Here is a 15639-nt window from a genome sequence, read left to right on the forward strand (position 1 = left end):
GGTTGCCTCGACGTGGAGATAACCCGCGGGACGACTTTCAGGCGTCGCGCGGCGCGGGTGCGGACCCATCGCGATCGCCCTCGCGCTTCGAGGCCAGCAGGGAGCGGACGCGGGAGTACAGGAACCAAGCGACACCGATGGCGACGACGGCGATGACCACGTACTGCAGGATCGAGGCGTACTCCTCGATGATGTGCCAGTTCTCGCCCAGCAGGAAGCCCGAGAGCACGAAGATCGTGTTCCAGATGAGACTTCCCGCGCCGGTGAGCAGACCGAAGCGCCACAGCGGCATCTTCGAGACCCCGGCGGGGATCGAGATGAGGCTCCGGAAGATCGGGATCATCCGCCCGAAGAACACCGCCTTGCCCCCGTGCCGCTCGAACCACGCGACGGTGCGGTCGACGTCTTCGGGGTGCAGCAGCGGCATCTTCGACGCGAACGCGCGAAGTCGCGCGGCCCCGAGCCAGCGCCCGAGGCCGTACAGCATGAAGGCGCCGACGACCGAACCGATCGTCGTCCACAGCAGCGCCTCGAACAGCGTGAACGAGCCGCGGCTGGCGGTGAGCCCCGCCATGGGGAGCACGACCTCGCTGGGCAGAGGCGGGAACAGGTTCTCGAGGGCGATCGCGACCCCGGCACCGACGGGGCCGATGATCTCCATGAGCGAGACCGTCCAGTCCGCGAGCGACGTCAGCCAGGACTGTCCCTCCCCGGATCCGGACGTCGACCGCAGCGGGACGAGAGAGACGGTGGTGTCGGTCATCGGGTGCCTTCGCGCTCGGTGATCGGCCGCCCGGTGCGGGCGCCCGCTCTCAGGTTAGGTCGCGCACCCCCGCCCTCCCTGGGGGTTGCCCCCGAACGGATCAGGATGCCGAGACTCCCGCGCCCACGAGGGCAGCGGCGACGAACCACACCGCGACGATGGCGACGACCGTGACCAGCGGCACCCAGAAGGCGAGGCGATGACGCACGAGTCGGACGATGGCGACGATCACCCCGATCAGGAGCACCCCCCAGGGCGAGACCACCGCGGTCCAGAAGCCGATGTTCATCAGCCCGGTGTTGCAGGTCGTCGAGACGCACGCGTCCGAGGCGTACGCGAGGAGCACCCCCGCGTAGGAGGCGGCGAGCGCCAGGAGCGGGAGCAGCACGAGCAGCACGATCGTGAGGGCGACATCCCATCCGCGCGACCTGCGCACCGTCGGTTCCGGGCGCAGTGTCCGGAACGACTCGGGCGGCATCGAGAAGGTCACGCCCCCATCGTAGGTTCGCGCCCGGTGTCGTGCGGACCGCGCACGTAGACTGGTCGATCGTGAGCGAACGCGTCCTGGTCAACCAGCTGAAATCCCTCCCCGCCGGCCCCGTCGAGGTGTCGGGATGGGTCGAAACCGTGCGCGATCAGAAGAAGGTGCAGTTCGTCGTCCTCCGCGACGAGACCGGCGCCGTGCAGCTGGTCAACCCGGCGACCCGCCCCTCCGAAGAGACGGAGCAGGATGCCGCCGCCCTCGCGTTGACCGAGACGATCGGCGCCCTCGCGACCGGCACGTTCCTGACCGTTCGCGGCGAACTCAAGCACGACGAGCGCGTCAAGCTCGGCGGCGTCGAGATCAAGGTCGGCGAGCTCGAGATCGCGGCCGCCGCGAACCCCGAGACCCCGATCGCCAGCGACAGCAGCCCCGACAAGCGCATGGACTGGCGCTTCATCGACCTGCGTCAGCGCCGCAACAACCTCATCTTCCGCGTGCAGACGACCCTCGAGCACGCCATGCGCACGTACTGGGTGGAGCGCGACTACATCGAGGTGCACTCCCCCAAGCTCATGGCATCCCCCTCGGAGTCCAACGCCGAGCTGTTCGAGGTGCCCTACTTCGAAGACAAGACCGCCTACCTCGCGCAGAGCCCGCAGTTCTTCAAGCAGATGGCCCAGGTCGCCGGCTTCGGAAAGATCTTCGAGATCGCGCCCGCCTTCCGCGCCGACCCCTCGTTCACCAGCCGTCACGCGACCGAGTTCACCTCGATCGACGCCGAGATCAGCTGGATCGACTCGCACGAAGACGTCGCGCGCATGCAGGAGGAACTGCTCCACACGGCGTTCCAGGCCGTCGCCGACAAGCACGGTGACGAGATCCGCGAGCTGTTCGGCGTCGAGGTCGAGGTTCCCGCGGTGCCCTTCCCGCGCATCCCGTTGGCCGAGGCTCGGGAGATCGTCGCGGCCCGCGGCTACGACATCCCCCGTACCGACGGCGACCTCGACCCCGAGGGGGAGCGTCAGATCGCCGCTCATGTGCGCGAGACGTACGGCCACCCCTTTGTCTTCATCACCGACTACCACCCCGAGATCCGTGCGTTCTACCACATGCGCGACGAGGAGACCGGGCTGACCAAGTCGTACGACCTGCTGTTCAACGGCGTCGAGATCACGACGGGCGCGCAGCGCGAGCACCGCGTCGACATCCTGATCGAGCAGGCGAAGGAGAAAGGTCTCGACCCCGAGCACCTCGACTTCTACCTCGACTTCTTCCGCTTCGGAGCCCCGCCGCACGGCGGTTTCGGCATGGGCCTCGCGCGCATCCTCATGCTCATGCTGGGCGAGTCGTCGATCCGCGAAGTCACCTTCCTCTTCCGCGGCCCCACCCGTCTCGCCCCGTAAAGGTTCGAGTGAGCGACGCCCGGGGTTCACCGCCCGGGCGTTCGTGCGTCATGCGCTCTTTCTAGCGTGAGCGAATGGTCGCCGTCACCCCCATGGATCCGTCGCCTCTCGGGGAGGCGCCGCGGTCGGGGTGGTCCATCGCCCTGCGGGGCGTGCACAGGGAGCGCGCCGGGGTGTCGATCCTGCGCGACATCGACCTCGACGTCGCGCCCGGGACCATCGTCGCCCTCGTCGGCCCATCGGGCTGCGGAGCGTCGACCCTCCTCCGCGTCGCGAGTGGCGTGGAGCGAGCGGATGCCGGCACGGTGATCGTCGAGGGACGCACGGGCGCCGCAGCGCCCCGCATCGCGGAGGTCCGCGACCGTACGCCGGTCGCTCGCTTCGGGCGCGTGCGCGCGGCGATCTCGGCGGCGGCACGGCACGCCGGCGACGACGACCCACGGGCGGAGACCGATCGGCTCCTCGATGTCGTGGGCCTCGACCCCGCCGACAAGAGCGTGCGCCGCCTCTCGCACGGTGATCGACAGCGCTGGGCTCTCGCGCGTGCCCTGGCCGCACGACCGCAGGCCCTCGTCCTCGACGACGCCCTCGCGGCGCTCCACACGACCGCTCGCGCCGAGACCCGCGACCGGCTGGTCCGCGAGCTGCGCGATCGCGGCGTCACGACCCTCTGGGCGACACGCGACACCGCCGAGGCTGCGGCCGTCGCCGACCACCTCGTTCTCATGGACGAGGGACGCATCGTGGCCGCGGGCCGCCCCGACGAGGTCTACGCCCGCATCGCGGACGCCGCGGTCGCCGAGGTCCTCGGACCGGTGAGCGCGGTCCCCGGAATCGTGGAGGGACTCACGGTCGAGGTCTGGGGCCAGGAGCTGCCCCTCGCGGAGTCCGCGCACGACGGTCACTGCGAGGTCGTCGTCCGCCCCGAGAACGTCCTGCTGGTCGGGGCGGACTCGCCCGGTGTCGACGGAGTGGTCGAGGACTCGACCTTCCTGGGCAGCGTCCGCCGCTCGACGGTCCTCACGAGCGACGGCAGCCGCGTCGTGGTCGAGCATGCTCCCGAGCAGCGACTCGAGGACCGCGACACGGTGCGCCTCGCCCTCGCGATCGTGCCGGCGACGGTGCGGCCGATCGGCTGACAGGAGAGGGCCCCGGGACGCGCCCGGAGCCCCTTCCCTCACCCGCGTCCCGCGCGACGGCGTCGGGTGAAGACGATCAGGACGCCGCCGCCGACCGCCGCGAGAACACCCGCGATGATCAGCCCGGGAACGGCCGAGACTTCCGCGCCGGTCTTCGCCAACGCTGTCGACGTCGATGCCGCGGCACCGCCCACGGCGCGGACGTCGTCCTTGCCGATGGGGCCGGGCGTCAACTGCTCGGGAGACGAGCCGTCCGAGGGCCGAGGCTGCGGTGCCGGCTGGCTCCCGGACCCCGGATCCGACGAGTTCTGCGGAGCATCGGCCGTGACGACGCCGACGCGCACGAGGGCACCGAGGCCGCGACGGTCATCCACTTGGAGCGCCACAGCGGTCTGCGCCTGCCCGTCGAGCGCCTGCGCGTTCAGCGTGACGACCGCCGTCCGCCCCGCCACGGCGAAGCGGGTCCCCGCCGCCACCGCGCCCGCCGGAACCGTCTGTCCGGCGACCGTTCCGCCCCCGGTGGTCAGTGTCGTCCCGACCGCGGTGACCCGGAGGCGCACGTCCCGCAGGGATACCTCCATTGCCGTCCCGGGGTACAGGACGAGGTCGTCCACCCCGACCGAGGCAGCCGTATCGGAGCTGGAGGTCTCGATGCCCCGCACCGCGATCTGCCCGGCGAAACCGTCGGTCACCGCCGTCGCATCGGCGCCGGTCGATGCGACGTGAGCGGTCATCGTCTCCCCGGGCGCCGCGACGAACGCCGGGGCGATGGCCGAGGGGCCCGTGGCGTCGACCGCGAAAGCGTATCGCCGCGGCAGGGGCGGCGCGGTGGTCGTCGTCGGCTCGGGAGTGGGCGTCGGCCCGGCCGCCGCGGGAGACCACCGCACGACACCGAGGCTGACCGCAGGGTAGGCGCCGGTGAGGTCCTCGTAGCGCAGCGCAGTGATGAGCACGCTGCCGTCGCTCTGTGCGACGCGCTCGTTCAGGTGCACGCGCACGCGCGGCGAGCCCGTGGCATCCACGCCCGTGTAGAGGTCGGTTCCCGTGTTGATCCAGATGCCGTTGACGAAGACCGCGGACCCCGTATCGGCGAAGGTCAGGCGCGACGAACCATCGCTGTCGACGCTGAGACGCAGACCGTAGACGCGCAGGGCCGACCACATGTAGTCCCCCACAGACGAGGTATCCGGCACCTGACGGAACGATCCCACCGAGACCGCGCTCGATCCGTCCGCCGCGTGTGCGACCGAGACGTCGGAGGCCGTCGACGCCGGTGCGGTTCCGCTCACCGCCTGTGCGGAGACCGACCCCTCGGCATCCAGGTGCGGAGCTCCCGGAATGAGGACGGCTCCACTCGGCGCCGTGACGGTGACTCCCGAGACCAGGGCGGGAGATGCGAGGGCCGCAGGAGCGCAGACCGCGACACCGAGACGCACGCGCCAGATCTCCGACCACCCGGCTTCGGCCTCGATCCGAAGGGCCGTCACCTGGGCCCGGCCACGGTCGACGGTGCGTTCCCCGACGATCAGCCGCGTCGACCCCCATGTGGCGGACGTCGGCAGTGCGACCGTGTATCCCGCAGACAGCTTCGACGTGTTCAAGACGTTCTTGCCGTCGACGGTCAGGGTGTCGAACGTCACCGATGTGCTTCCATCGGTCCCGCAGCTGGCACGAAGACCGGTGAAAGCGATCGGGACGCGGTCCCGCAACTGGAAGAGTCCGCTGTCGATCGTCGCCTGCGCCCCATCCGAGGCGGCTCGAGCGGTCACCCCGGTCGTGCGGGTGGTGTTGAGCTTCAGCACGTCGCCGGTCTGAGCGAGGGAGTTCTCCACGGTCGCCCCGCCGGTCCATTCGCTGAGGGGCGCCGGTTGCTGGAGCGCCCCGCCGTCGGCATCGAGCATCTGGATGCCGGAGGCGGAGGTCGAGGCGATCGTCGCCGCTCCGCTCGCGGGGACGACGCCCGCGACGATCGCGGCCGTCACGACCGCGCCGAAGACGAGGGTGAGGAGTCCGGTGCGAGGACGCGTGATCACTTTTCTGCTCCGAATCGGTCGAGGAAATCGGTTCCGGTGGGGATGCCGACACCGGTGACCGGGTCCCACCCGGTCGCGGATTGGAGGGATTGCGGGCGCGCGTCCCACAGGTACAGGGTCTCGAGCCACAGTTGGCCGGTGCTCTTGTCACGCCGGTACCAGGTCCCGGCGGAAGCGGGAACGACGTCGCGGATCGCGCTCGACCCGCTCAGCGCGTAGAGGAAGGGCGCGGCGAGGCCGACGTCCACCCCCGTGCGCGCCTTGGCGATCGCCACCATGCTGGCCACCATCGGCGTTGCCAGGCTCGTGCCGCCGTGGGCTTCGTAAGAAACGGCTCCGTTGCGGGGAACCGCGACGGTGAAGCCCGTGTTGGGGTCGGCGAGCGAGGCGACGTCGGGGACGAGACGCCCCGATCCGGAGTGCGCGATGCGTTCGCTCTGCCAGCTGGGGCGCGGGTAGAAGGCCGACTCCCCGCCCCCGGCACCGTAGAGGAACCCCGGCGGGATGATGCCCCCGTTCTGCGCGAAGCGGGTCTGCACCTCCCACCCGGCCTCGACGGCGATGCGGTTGTCGGCATCGAGCCCGACGCTGGCTCCACCCACGGCGGTGACGTAGGGGCTGGAGGCCGGGGTGGCCACGTCGGTCTCGTCGTGGTGGTCGCCGGCGAGGGAGTAGTCGCCGTCGTTGCCGCTCGAGGCGAAGACGGACACACCGCGAGACGCGGCCTCGACGAGGACGCGGTTCAGCAGAGTTCGATCGGCATCGGTGTCGAGTTCCTCCGGACCACCGAAAGAGAGCGAGACCACGCTCGGAGTGACGGGTGCTTCCACGGCGTCGAGAACGCGCAGGTAGAGCGTCGCCGCGAGGCAGTCGTCGGCGCCCCAGTAGACGATGTCGGCGTCCGGCGCCATCGCACGCACCGCCTGGACGTCGAGATGCTGCTCGACGGTCCATGCCGAGGGGCCTCCGCAGCGGGTGACGTCCGGGTTCGCGGAAGCGTGGTGGGTGTACTGTCCCTCCCGGAGAGCGGGCAGACCCTCCCGCGCGAAGTAGGCGTCGGTGTTCGCGGCGACCGTGTCGTCGTCGAAGACTCCGACGATCGCCACGGTCGCTCCCGCGCCGCGTGCATCCGCCGGGAGCTGGTGGATGGCGCGCAGTTGCGTGGGCCCGTACCCGCACAGTGCATTCGAGCGATGCTCGACCTGGACCGACGACGGCCACGACGACGAGAGCGTCTGCCCCCAGTACGCGGCGCAGTCGTCGCTGCGCACGGGAGCGGCGTCGGTGCTGGGGCTCATCGCGTCGGTGTCGACGAGACCGGCGACGGACTCGATGGCACCGGCCTCGCGAGGGACGGACAGATCGCGCGTGGGCGCGACGGCCGCGCGACCGTCCACGGTCGTCTCGCCGAAGGCGGTGTCGAAGGCCGAGGCGAACGCTGATGCCGGTCCGGTCACGGAGAGCGCTCGGACACTCTCGCGCTCTCGGATGACGTCGATTCCGGCGGTCTCGAGCCACGAACGCGCCGCGCTCGTCTCCGCGGCCGTCGCCGAGTCGGCGAGCAGCACGGTGGCCGTCAGGCGCGCGTCGAGCGACACCTCGGCGGCGCTGGAGGCCCACCCCGGAGCGGTTGCCGTCAGCACTCGACGGTCGTCGACGGAGCCGGGCGATGCGACCGGCGGGGCGCTACAGGCGGTGGATACGGTCGCCGCTGTGAGCAGCAGGGCGGCCAGGGAAGTCGTCGATCGACGACGGAGACGTGGGGGCATGGACAGCTTTCTCGGTCGGAGGCTCGGGTGAACCGATCGAGAGCTTATCGATATTGAGAACCGTTATCACAAACGGGCGAAGAAAGAGGCCCCACAGGGGGCCTCCCGCTCAGAACGGGTAGTCGACTGAAGCCCTGTCCGCCACGACGGAGCGCACGAAGGCTGCGACCTCCTGGTGGGCGGGGTGCACCTGGTAGCGCTCGAGCGCGTCGACGTCGGCGAACTCGCTGACCAGAGCGACGTCCCAGTTCGACTGCGGGCTGACGACGTTGCGCCCCACCTCGATGTGCTGGATCTCGTCGATGACCGCGTCGAGAGCCAACAGGCGCTCGGCGATCTGTTCCGCGTGCAGCGCACGCGTATCGGCGTCGTCGGCCGAGAGCTTCCACAGGACGATGTGACGGATGCTCACGCGGAGGCTCCTTGGGTGTCTGCCGCGAGAAGGGCGGCGCGGAGACGGTCGGCCGAGACGCGCCAGTGCGCGTGGAGCTCCCCGTCGATGAGGACGACGGGGATCTTCTCCCACCACTTGTCGTAGAGGGCGGCGTCGTCGGCGATCGAGGCCTGCGTGATCGTGACGCGGTCGGCGGCACCCTCGGGGAGCCCGCCGACGACCGTCTCGACGATCTGCTCCGCCACGTCGCAGAGATGGCAGTCGGGCTTTCCGATCAGCGTGAGAGTCGTCACCCTGACCATCCTAGAAGGCAGGGGAAGGGCGAGACCCGGTGCGCGACGGGCGTGTCCGCTCGCGGCTCAGGACTCGACGTCGTAGCCCGAGGCGATCCACTCGCCCGTGCCACCCTCGACGTTGGTCGCGTCGTGTCCGCGCGCCGTGAGGGCTTCGACGACCCGCGCGGATCGCCCGCCGGCCTGGCAGATGACGTCGAAGGGCTCACCGGGGAGCGCGTCGAGGTGCTCCCCGATGGTCGACATCGGGAGGTTCACGGCGCCGGGGACGTGACCTGCGGCGAACTCGTGCTCCTCGCGCACGTCGACCAGGGGGCGTTCACGCCCCGCGTGGAGGTCGTGGACCGAGATGGACTGCATGCTTACCTCCGGAGAGAAGAACGGGACCGGATACACGAAGCGCCCGTCGCGAATCGGACAGGCGCTCGGTGTGGTGGCCGCTTTACTTCTTGTTGCGGCGCTGGTGACGAGTCTTACGAAGCAGCTTGCGGTGCTTCTTCTTCGCCATGCGCTTACGGCGCTTCTTGATGACAGAACCCACGGAAAACCTCACTAAGTCGGGGTCTGGGTGCCGATTTCGGCCCCCGGGAACAGCAGGCGTTGAAAAAAAGCCTCGGATCAGTCTAGCCGACGTCGGACACCGGTCGTTGCACGGCATCGGCGACGGCCGATTCGGGCACTCGGTAGCTGCGACCGAAACGAACCGCGGGGAGTTCCCCCGCGTGCACGAGACGGTAGACCGTCATCTTCGATACGCGCATGAGTTCTGCGACCTCGGCGACCGTCAAGAACCGCACGTCCGGCAGCTCGGCCATCGCTCACCCCTCGTTCCGGGTGAACTCACCCTCCTGATGCTGACCACACTCTAGGGTCTGTCCGGGACGGCTGTAAACCTATGGGCCCACTGTGACGAATGTGATTCACGGATGCCGGGATTCCGGGCATCCGCGGGGCTCATCGCCCCGGGAGCTTGCGGAACGCGGTCGAGAAGGAGTGCTTCACCGACGCGGCGGCGCGGCCCACGACTTCGGCGGCATGCATCGCGGAATCGGGGAGGGCCGGCTCGTGCTCCTCGTCGATCGAGAAGAACGGCACGAGCCAGTCGTCCACCTCGTCGAGCGGGGCGACCGCGAGGCTGTAATAGCGGTGCTGCCCTTCTTCGCGAACGGATACCAACTCGGCCTCACGCAGCACCTTGAGGTGCTTGGAGACGGTGGGTTGACTCACACCGAGGGCCGCGACGATCTGCGACACACTCGTCCCGCGTTCGCCGCCGGTCGCCCGGTCGAGGAGCAGCTGAAGGATGTCGCGACGCGTTCCGTCAGCGATCACGTCGAAGATGTCCGCCATGGCATCAGATTAGCGGCGCCCCGGCCCGAGTACCATGATTCGGGTTCGGGCACCGAAGGGAGCGGCGCATGGCGGCGACGCCGAACGAGGCTCGACGGGCTGCGCGGCTGCGTCGCATCGCCTACGAGGCATGGGATCGTCTGCGCAACCTGACGACCGCTTCACCCGCGCGATTCGCGGTGCTCGTGTTCGTCACGCTCATCGCGCTGTTCACCGCGCTGTTCTCGCTCCCCGCGGCGTCCGCAACCGGTGAACGCATCCCCTTCGCCGACGCCCTGTTCACCGCGGTGTCGACGATCTGCGTCACGGGACTGTCGACGCTGAACATGTACTCCGACTTCTCGCCCCTGGGCCGTGTCATCACCTATATCGGCGTCAACGTCGGCGCGCTGGGTGTCCTGACCCTCGCTTCGATCCTCGGCCTGGTCATCTCGAAGCGGCTGGGGCTGCGCGCCAAGCTCATCGCCGCGGGCGACAGCAACCCCCTCCGGGTCCACGGCGGTCCGGTCAACGAGGGTCAGACCGTACGCCTCGGCGAGGTCGGCCAGCTTCTTCGCACGGTGGCGCTGTCGACGCTCGTGATCGAAGCGGGACTCACCGTCCTCATCTACCCCTCGCTGGTGATCGGGGGGATCAATCCCTTCGTGGCTCTGTGGGAGGCTCCGTACTACGCGGCGATGGCGTTCACGAATACGGGATTCGTCCCGAATCCCGACGGGCTGACGCCCTTCGCGCAGGACTACTTCCTCCTCTCGGTGCTGATGGCGGGCGTGTTCCTGGGATCCATCGGTTTCCCGGTGATCTTCACACTGTGGCGGCACTATTGGCGTTTCCGCCTGTGGTCCCTGCACGCGAAGCTCACGATCATCACGACGGTGATCCTGTTCTTCGCCGGAGCCGGGGTCATTCTGCTGCTGGAATACGACAACCCCCTCACATTCGGGAGCATGGATGCGTGGGACACCACGTTCCAGGCGTTCTTCCTCTCCGCCATGACGCGCTCCGGCGGGTTCAGCGTGATCAACATCGGCGATCTCAACGGCGCGACCCTCATCGTGGGCTCGATGCTGATGTTCGTCGGGGGCGGTTCCGCCTCCACCGCGGGCGGCATCAAGGTCACGACGCTCGCCGTGCTCGCCCTCGCGGTGTTCTCCGAGGCGAAGGGGCGCCCGTCGGTCCAGGCGTTCGGTCGCCGTATCCCCAGCGACGTCCAGCGCGTCGCCCTCTCGGTCGTCGCGTGGGGCGCGACGATCGTCGCCCTTTCGACCGTCACGATCAGCCGCATCACCGACGCCCCCATCGAGCACGTTCTGTTCGACGTGGTCTCGGCGTTCGCGACCGTCGGCCTGTCGACGGGCCTCACCGCCGAGCTCCCCGAAGCCGCGAAGTACGTGATGGCGGCCACGATGTTCATGGGGCGCATTGGTACAGTGACACTCGCTGCGGCAGTGGCTGCGTCGTCCCGGTCGCAGCTGTACGCGCTCCCCGTGGAAAGGCCCATCGTTGGTTGAACGCATCCGCAGTGACGCGCCCGTCCTGGTGATCGGGCTCGGCCGCTTCGGCGCCGCCTGCGCCGGGGAGCTCGACCGTCTCGATCGCGAGGTCCTGGCCGTCGACGGAAATCTCGAGCTCGTGCAGAAGTGGTCGGAACGCGTCACGCACGCCGTCCAGGCGGACGCCCGCAACATCGATGCCCTGCGCCAGATCGGCGCCCAGGACTTCCAGGTCGCGGTCGTGGCCGTGGGCTCGCTCATCGAGGCCTCCGTGCTCATCACCGCCAACCTCGTCGACCTCAAGGTGCCGCAGATCTGGGCGAAGGCCGTCTCGCAGTCGCACGGCAAGATCCTCGCCCGCGTCGGCGCCAACCACGTCATCTACCCCGAGGCCGAGGCCGGCGAGCGTGTGGCCCACCTGGTCAGCGGCCGCATGCTCGACTTCATCCGTTTCGACGACGACTTCGTGCTCGCCAAGATGTATCCACCCAAGCTCGTGCGCGGGGTGGGACTCAACGAGTCCGGCGTGCGGTCGAAGTACAACGTGACGGTGGTGGGCGTGAAGAGTCCCGGCCGGCCGTTCCGCTACGCCGAGGCCAACACGGTCGTCACCAACCACGACCTCATCATCGTGTCGGGGACGAACTCCGACATCGAGCGGTTCGCCTCGCTCGACCGCTGAGCGCCCGGCGCCGCACTCAGGCGTCGATGTCGAGCGTGACCTCGACCTCGTCGTCGACGCAGAGGCCCTCGGCATCCTGGAGCGCTTTCTTCACCGGAACGACGTAACCGCCGTCCTTCGGCCAGAGCGAGGTGGTCGTGGTCGTACGGCCGATCGTCACGGAGGCCGGGATCATCCCCCACCCGTACGTCACGACGGCGGCGACCTCGGCGATCATCGCGGCCTCGGCCTCGGGCACCGAGACGAAGTGGAACGGCGCGGGGCCGCGCCAGTACCAGATCGTCCCGGTGAACCGCAGGCGCATGGTCAGTTCCCCTCGGCGAGCTCCTTCGCCCGGGCGAGGGCGGCGTGGGCGGCGGTGGTGAACGTGTCGTCGAGGCGGGCATCCTGCAAGACGGCCACGGCGCGCTCGGTGGTGCCCTTCGGGCTGGTGACACGGCGTCGGAGTTCGGCGGGATCCACATCGGCGGATGCCAGGAGCGCGGTCGCCCCGATGAAGGTCTGCTCCGCGAGCAGGCGCGCCTGATCGTCATCGAAGCCCATCCGCACGGCCGCCCGCGTGAACTCCTCGACCAGGAGGAAAACATAGGCGGGGCCGGAGCCCGAGATGGTCGAGAGGGCGTCGATCTGCGACTCGGGGATTTCCAGGACCGACCCCACGGTCTCGAAGAGCGCTCGGACCAGGGCGACGTCATCGGCGGTCGCGGCGGACCCCGCGGCGAGACCGGTGACGCCCTTGCCGACGAGCGAGGGGGTGTTGGGCATGGAACGCAGCGTGGCGACGCCCTCGCCGAGGTGCGCGGCGAACGTGTCGAGGGTGACGCCCGCGGCGAGGCTCACCACGATCGCGCCGGGTCGCAGGTGCGGGGCGATCTCGTCGAGCAGGTCGGGCACCATGGCGGGCTTGACACCCACGAGCACGATGTCGGCGGCGGCCACCGCATCGGTGTTGCCCGCCGGATTCACCTCGAGAGCGACGCTGGTCACCCCGTCGAGGTCGGCGAGCTCAGCGGCCTTCGCGATCGAACGGTTGGTCGCCGTCACCCCTCCCCCGGCGAGGCCGGACGCGACGAGGCCGTGGAGGATCGCGCCTCCCATGGAACCGGCTCCGAGGATCGCGATCGGGGGCAGCGAGGTCGTGGCATCCGTCATGCGAGCCAGTCTACGAACCGGGCTCGGCCCGCGGGGCAAGTCTGAGTGCGACTGATGGGGGCGCGCGTTAGAGTCGGAAAACGGTGTGCCGGAGCACCGGCGAGCGACACGGAGGACTAGCGATGACTCTCTTCGACGGCATCACCGCCCGCCTGGTCGAGACCGACCGACTGGGGGTGAACGTGCTCGAGCGCGTCGGCGACAGCCCCGCCACCTCTCCCGAGCACACGGTCGTCTTCGTGCACGGTCACGTCGCCTCCTCGCTGTTCTGGCAGGAGATCATGCAGGACCTGCCGAGCGAACTCCGCGTCCTCGCCGTCGACCTGCGCGGCTTCGGTCGGACCGAGCACAGCCCCATCGACGCCACCCGCGGCGTGCGCGACTTCAGCGACGATCTGCACGCGACGCTCGAGGCCCTCGGCATCCCGGCCGCTCACCTCGTCGGCTGGTCGATGGGCGGTGCCGTCGTGCAGCAGTACGCGCTCGATCACCCCGTTCTCTCCCTCACGCTGCAGTCACCCGTATCGCCCTACGGCTTCGGCGGCACGCGGCGCGACGGTTCGCGCCTGAACGACGAGGGCGCGGGTACCGGAGCGGGGGCCGCGAACCCCGACTTCATCCAGAGACTCATCGACCACGACACGACCGCTGAGGCCCCGACCTCGCCGCGCTCCGTGTTCCGCTCGGGCTACGTCGCCGCGGGCTACCAGAGCGAGCACGAGGACGTGTGGGTCGAGGCGATGCTGTCGACCTCGACGGCCACCGGCAATTACCCGGGCGATTCCATCGCCACCTCGACCTGGCCGGGCTTCGCCCCCGGCACGACCGGTGTGCTCAACGCGCTGGCCCCGACCTACTTCGATGTCTCGGGAATCGTGGACCTCGCCGACAAGCCCCCGATCCTGTGGATCCACGGCACCGCCGACGCGATCGTGTCGGACGCGTCGTTCTCGGACGTCAATCACCTGGGTGCGCTCGGGGTGGTTCCCGACTGGCCCGGCGCCGACGTCGCCCCCGCGCAGCCCATGGTCTCGCAGACGCGGGATGTGCTCGCCGCTTACGCCGAGAAGGGCGGTGAGGTCACCGAGGTGTCCGTCGAGGGAGCCGGGCACTCCGTGCACCTCGAGCGACCGGCGCAGTTCCGCCAGGCGCTGCTGACGCACATCGGCTACGTCGGTCGGCCCGCCGACCCGGCGCCGCCGACCGAGGCGATCATTCTGCGTTCCGCCGACTGACGTTCCCCCATCCCGCCCCCGGAGGCCCCCGTGGAGTACTGCCTGTTCACCGAGCCCCAGCAGGGCTTTTCCTACGACGACCAACTCGCCTTCGCGCGTTCGGCGGAGCAGCACGGCCTCGACGGCTTCTTCCGCTCGGACCACTACCTGCGCATGGGCGACGGCGATCCGCGTCCCGGCCCTACCGATGCGTGGACGACCCTCGCCGGCCTCGCGCGCGAGACCTCTCGCATCCGCCTGGGCACGCTCGTGTCGTCGGTGACCTACCGCGTCCCGGCGATCCTCGCGATCCAGGTCGCGCAGGTCGACGCCATGTCGGGCGGACGCGTCGAGCTGGGCCTCGGTACCGGCTGGTTCGAGCGCGAGCACGCGGCCTACGGCATCCCCTTCCCGGCGAAGCGCTTCGACCTGCTCGAGGAGCAGCTCCAGGTCGTGACGGGTCTCTGGTCGACTCCGGATGCCGAGACCTTCACGTTCCGCGGGAAGCACTACACGCTCGACGCGGCGCCGGCGCTGCCGAAGCCGGTGCAATCGCCGGTGCCCGTGATCGTGGGAGGCGGCGGGCCGAAGCGCACCCCCGCTCTCGCCGCGAGATACGCCACGGAATACAACATCGGTTTCGTCGCGGAAGACGTCGTGGCCGAGAAGTTCGCGGTCGTGCGCGCCGCGTGCGAGGCGGTCGGCCGCGACCCGCAGACGCTCAAACTCTCGGTCGCCCTGCCGACCATCGTCGGGTCGGACGACGCGCAGATCGCGCGCAGGGCCGAGGCGATCGGCCGCACGCGCGAGCAGTTCGACGACGGCGCGAACATCATCGGCACGCCCGAGCAGGTCGCCGAGAAGGTCGAACGACTGCGGGCCCTCGGCGCCGAGCGGGTGTACTTCCAGCTCATGGACCTGCGCGACGTGGATCATGCCGATCAGATCGGGGGCGAGGTCCTTCCCCTGCTCCCGCGCTGAGCGATCAGCGGCGATCCTCGAAGAACGCCCGCAGCTGCGCGGCGGCCCGATCCTCCTCGACGCCGCCGACCACCTCGACGCGGTGAGGAAGACGCCGATCACGCAGGACATCGTAAAGAGACCCTGCGGCCCCTGCCTTGGCATCCCACGATCCGAAGACGACACGCCCGATGCGTGCCTGGAGGATCGCCCCCGCGCACATCACGCACGGCTCGAGGGTGACGACCAGCGTGGAGCCGGTCAGGTGCCACGAGCCCAGGTGGCGGGCGGCCTCGCGCAACGCCACGACCTCGGCGTGTGCGGTGGGGTCCCCCGTCACCTCGCGGAGGTTGCGTCCCTCGCCGATGATGCGACCGGTGGCGTCGACGACGACGGCGCCCACCGGAACGTCCCCGCCGGCAGCGGCGGCGTCGGCGAGTTCGAACGCCCGCCGCATCGCGGCGAGGTCGACGGTGGTGGGCGTCACGGGGACTCCGGAAATCGGGGGCG

General features: G+C 69.7%; 19 protein-coding genes. 6 read left to right on the forward strand and 13 right to left on the reverse strand.

Annotation, left to right across the window (positions count from 1 at the left end):
* Positions 1-37: 37 nt before the first annotated feature.
* Positions 38-763 carry a DedA family protein gene (locus NE358_RS13640; protein WP_289939363.1) on the reverse strand — a complete coding sequence of 242 codons (726 nt, stop codon included), beginning with the start codon at positions 761-763 and terminating at the stop codon, positions 38-40.
* A gap of 100 nt (positions 764-863) precedes the next feature.
* Positions 864-1253, reverse strand: coding sequence for a DUF6264 family protein (locus tag NE358_RS13645; protein ID WP_103205856.1), 390 nt, complete (start codon positions 1251-1253; stop codon positions 864-866).
* A 59-nt stretch (positions 1254-1312) separates the two neighbouring features.
* Here NE358_RS13645 and aspS point away from each other — a divergent pair, with 59 nt between their 5' ends.
* Together aspS and NE358_RS13655 are read left to right on the forward strand one after the other, a co-directional pair.
* Positions 1313-2650 carry an aspartate--tRNA(Asn) ligase gene (aspS, locus tag NE358_RS13650; protein ID WP_116239368.1) on the forward strand — a complete coding sequence of 446 codons (1338 nt, stop codon included), beginning with the start codon at positions 1313-1315 and terminating at the stop codon, positions 2648-2650.
* A gap of 74 nt (positions 2651-2724) precedes the next feature.
* Complete coding sequence (locus NE358_RS13655) at positions 2725-3789, forward strand: ATP-binding cassette domain-containing protein (RefSeq protein WP_103205855.1); 1065 nt, start codon at positions 2725-2727, stop codon at positions 3787-3789.
* A 38-nt stretch (positions 3790-3827) separates the two neighbouring features.
* On the opposite strand, the gene NE358_RS13660 is transcribed toward NE358_RS13655, so the two are convergent.
* The 8 genes from NE358_RS13660 to NE358_RS13695 all read right to left on the reverse strand — a co-directional run bounded on the left by NE358_RS13660 (position 3828) and on the right by NE358_RS13695 (position 9628).
* Positions 3828-5822 carry a hypothetical protein gene (locus NE358_RS13660; protein ID WP_141377554.1) on the reverse strand — a complete coding sequence of 665 codons (1995 nt, stop codon included), beginning with the start codon at positions 5820-5822 and terminating at the stop codon, positions 3828-3830.
* Positions 5819-7465: a S53 family peptidase gene (locus NE358_RS13665; protein WP_289939369.1), complete on the reverse strand. Its 1647-nt coding sequence runs from the start codon at positions 7463-7465 to the stop codon at positions 5819-5821. The genes NE358_RS13660 and NE358_RS13665 overlap by 4 nt, the downstream gene beginning before the upstream one ends.
* A 235-nt stretch (positions 7466-7700) precedes the next feature.
* Positions 7701-8003, reverse strand: a complete 303-nt coding sequence (locus NE358_RS13670) for a Dabb family protein (RefSeq protein WP_103205852.1) — start codon at positions 8001-8003, stop codon at positions 7701-7703.
* Positions 8000-8278, reverse strand: coding sequence for a glutaredoxin family protein (locus NE358_RS13675; RefSeq protein WP_103205851.1), 279 nt, complete (start codon positions 8276-8278; stop codon positions 8000-8002). The genes NE358_RS13670 and NE358_RS13675 overlap by 4 nt, the downstream gene beginning before the upstream one ends.
* 66 nt (positions 8279-8344) lie before the next feature.
* The gene (locus tag NE358_RS13680; protein ID WP_289939375.1) at positions 8345-8638 is read right to left on the reverse strand and encodes a rhodanese-like domain-containing protein; all 294 of its coding nucleotides are present in this window, start codon (positions 8636-8638) and stop codon (positions 8345-8347) included.
* 82 nt (positions 8639-8720) lie between these two features.
* Positions 8721-8819, reverse strand: a complete 99-nt coding sequence (locus NE358_RS13685; RefSeq protein ID WP_003792170.1) for a 30S ribosomal protein bS22 — start codon at positions 8817-8819, stop codon at positions 8721-8723.
* An 82-nt stretch (positions 8820-8901) separates the two neighbouring features.
* Positions 8902-9093, reverse strand: coding sequence for a helix-turn-helix domain-containing protein (locus NE358_RS13690; RefSeq protein ID WP_103205849.1), 192 nt, complete (start codon positions 9091-9093; stop codon positions 8902-8904).
* Between the two features lie 139 nt (positions 9094-9232).
* Positions 9233-9628, reverse strand: coding sequence for an ArsR/SmtB family transcription factor (locus NE358_RS13695; protein ID WP_103205848.1), 396 nt, complete (start codon positions 9626-9628; stop codon positions 9233-9235).
* Positions 9629-9696: 68 nt separating this feature from the next.
* On the opposite strand from NE358_RS13695, the gene NE358_RS13700 reads away from it, so the two are divergent.
* Both NE358_RS13700 and NE358_RS13705 read left to right on the forward strand, forming a co-directional pair.
* Positions 9697-11139, forward strand: coding sequence for a TrkH family potassium uptake protein (locus tag NE358_RS13700; RefSeq protein WP_103205847.1), 1443 nt, complete (start codon positions 9697-9699; stop codon positions 11137-11139).
* The gene (locus tag NE358_RS13705) at positions 11132-11803 is read left to right on the forward strand and encodes a potassium channel family protein (protein WP_056224009.1); all 672 of its coding nucleotides are present in this window, start codon (positions 11132-11134) and stop codon (positions 11801-11803) included. Before NE358_RS13700 ends, NE358_RS13705 begins: the two co-directional genes overlap by 8 nt.
* A 16-nt stretch (positions 11804-11819) precedes the next feature.
* Here the strand turns inward: NE358_RS13705 and NE358_RS13710 are convergent, their stop codons facing one another.
* Together NE358_RS13710 and proC are read right to left on the reverse strand one after the other, a co-directional pair.
* A complete protein-coding gene (locus tag NE358_RS13710) occupies positions 11820-12107 on the reverse strand; it encodes a DUF1905 domain-containing protein (RefSeq protein WP_103205846.1) in 288 nt (95 codons plus the stop codon).
* Between the two features lie 2 nt (positions 12108-12109).
* Positions 12110-12955 carry a pyrroline-5-carboxylate reductase gene (proC, locus tag NE358_RS13715; RefSeq protein WP_116239298.1) on the reverse strand — a complete coding sequence of 282 codons (846 nt, stop codon included), beginning with the start codon at positions 12953-12955 and terminating at the stop codon, positions 12110-12112.
* A gap of 122 nt (positions 12956-13077) precedes the next feature.
* On the opposite strand from proC, the gene NE358_RS13720 reads away from it, so the two are divergent.
* Both NE358_RS13720 and NE358_RS13725 read left to right on the forward strand, forming a co-directional pair.
* Entirely contained in the window at positions 13078-14190 is a 1113-nt protein-coding gene (locus NE358_RS13720) for an alpha/beta hydrolase (protein ID WP_103205844.1), read from the forward strand.
* A gap of 30 nt (positions 14191-14220) precedes the next feature.
* A complete protein-coding gene (locus NE358_RS13725) occupies positions 14221-15150 on the forward strand; it encodes an LLM class F420-dependent oxidoreductase (RefSeq protein ID WP_103205843.1) in 930 nt (309 codons plus the stop codon).
* 4 nt (positions 15151-15154) lie between these two features.
* On the opposite strand, the gene tadA is transcribed toward NE358_RS13725, so the two are convergent.
* Positions 15155-15616, reverse strand: coding sequence for a tRNA adenosine(34) deaminase TadA (tadA, locus tag NE358_RS13730; RefSeq protein WP_499317960.1), 462 nt, complete (start codon positions 15614-15616; stop codon positions 15155-15157).
* Positions 15617-15639: the final 23 nt, after the last annotated feature.

It is taken from the genome of Sphingomonas sp. G5, assembly GCF_052660795.1.